The sequence below is a fragment of the Methanocalculus alkaliphilus genome, from assembly GCF_024170505.1.
Classification (GTDB): Archaea; Halobacteriota; Methanomicrobia; order Methanomicrobiales; family Methanocorpusculaceae; genus Methanocalculus; species Methanocalculus alkaliphilus.
This window is the reverse complement of sequence record NZ_JALJYG010000032.1, coordinates 1-2,059: the sequence shown is the minus strand read 5'-3', so window position 1 is coordinate 2,059 and position 2,059 is coordinate 1. Positions and strand designations below refer to the sequence as shown.

Genomic DNA, 2,059 nt, shown 5'->3' with positions numbered 1-2,059 from the left:
CTCACTTTGCGAGGCAGCTCCCATGATCCGTTGAATTTCATCACTCCGAATCAACAATCAGCCATCCCCAGCGATCTCTTCCCCATCATTTCCAGTACAACTGGCACTTGTGGGAACACATTTCATTGCGCCGATCCGAATTGATCCCCTCATCCTCTCTCAACCTCGGTTATCCAGAGAGAGTATCCACTATTCGTATTCGCCGCACACACTGGCAAGACCTGATGGGTTACCAGATCACAAGTCAACCTCCAGCAGATGCAACCATGTCTTCAGATGTTGTCGATGCACTTTCGTCTTACAGATACACTCCTGTTCTCCGTCTTTTGAAACCACCGTGTAATACCCTAAGAACCTCATAATCTTCTTCAACCCGATCCGTGCCAATGGCTTTCCATTATGATCAATCCCGGGTTTCTCGTCCATTGCATCGAGATTTCTCTGAACCAGTACCCGGATGATCACCTGAATAAGAAGTGCAAACGACAACAATGTGATCAACGCAACGATCCTCTTCGGTGTTTTCAGAAAGAGCGTATCCACCATTGCCGGTTGTTTCAGGACCGAGAAATTATCCTCGACCGTCTTCTGTTCCTTATATAACCGGAGAATCTCGATGGCAGAGGCATGCTCCTCTGTTACATTCGTGATCAGAACAAATGACTCATGTTTCCATCGCATCAGATCATACCGCTCCTGCCTGACGATCAGCTCACCCGCATCGATCATCCAGACAGTTGTTTTTGACACCGGTTTTGCGTTCTTTGGAGGTCGGCCTACGGATCGTTTTTCGATCTCGACATCTTTGGTGACAAGAGAACATGCAACGGTCCAGATCCGGTTCTTCAGGCTTTTCTCGAGTGCAGCGATTTCTTTCAACGCATCTGCTTCACATGAAAACTCTTTTTTCGTTGACGCTTTGACCAATTCAAGAATCGCATTCTTTTCTTTTTCCAGTGCCTTCACTGCATCGTTCTTTGTCTTCGTACTTCGGAATACAAGAAGACGGCAGATGGTTCCACAGACCGACTCCTGGCATTCCTGAACATCATACTCGACAAGCCTGATCGTCCTTGGTTCCCGGTAGGTGCCGATATTGCACCATTCATTCTTCTCATATGCCGTTCGAATGCATCGTTCCGCGAGTTTCTTCTCGAAGTTTGCCGGGCATACTGAGACAAACGAAAACCCCTTTCTGATGAGTTTCAAAATATTTGGTGCGGTTGTGAGCTTGGAATCTGCAATATACGTCACCTTTGAGGTGGCGGTTTTCAGAAGATCGCTCAATGAATCGATAATTGCCCGGTTCCATTTCGAGTCATTCTGGTTGCCACTTCGTACGGTGACAAGCAGCGGGATACCGAATGGATCGGTAACCATGCCATATAGGACCTGTTTGAGGTTCGGTTTGCCATCTTTGCTATGTCCATGGGCTGGCACAGCTTCTTCGTCGTCATTGTCAGGATCGGTATTCGGATACTCGCCATAGAGAGTGATTGTTGAGGTGTCTCCATGGAACACCGCAGTATACGGGATCTTGAAGGTATCATAGACCTTCAGAGCGATCTGGGTGAAGATATTCTCACATCCTGCGTCATAGATCCGGTCAAGGAGGCAGGCAAACGCATCACGGGTCAGCCATTCGGGCTCGACATGATCCTCAAAGAGGAGCGACATATCAACTGACTGATAGTTCTCATGAATCGAATAGAGCGGTATTCGTGCTCCTATGCAGAGAAATGGAGTTATAATGAGAGCCTTTGCCAGATTGCCCGGAGATACCCGCCATTGTTTTTGATCCCAGGTGACAACGGAATTGATGAATGGAACAAATCCCAGCCTGTCTAAGAATGTGGCGACAATGAGTGCAAGAAGTGGGGTTTGTTCGACATCCCACTGTTCAGCCAATTCAACATCCTGAATGAACTTTTTGAAAATGGTGCTCTTTTTGGTCTTCCTTCTGGCCATACTGGCATTATATTTGTTTGTACATATAATTGTACTTTATGGTTTTTCAATATAATTAGGTGGTACTTTTACAAAGGGTTCGCAAAGTGAG

At 46.6% G+C, this 2,059-nt stretch carries 1 protein-coding gene; it reads right to left on the bottom strand.

Annotation, left to right across the window (positions count from 1 at the left end; all coding sequences use genetic code 11):
• Nucleotides 1-237: 237 nt before the first annotated feature.
• Nucleotides 238-1,968 carry an IS1634 family transposase gene (locus J2T58_RS11030; RefSeq protein WP_253490025.1) on the bottom strand — a complete coding sequence of 577 codons (1,731 nt, stop codon included), beginning with the start codon at nt 1,966-1,968 and terminating at the stop codon, nt 238-240.
• Between the last annotated feature and the right edge of the window lie 91 nt (nt 1,969-2,059).

Coding starts and splice junctions, on each gene's coding strand:
- J2T58_RS11030 (WP_253490025.1), bottom strand. CDS start 1,968: ATGGCCAGAAGGAAGACCAAAAAGAGCACCATTTTCAAAAAGTTCATT.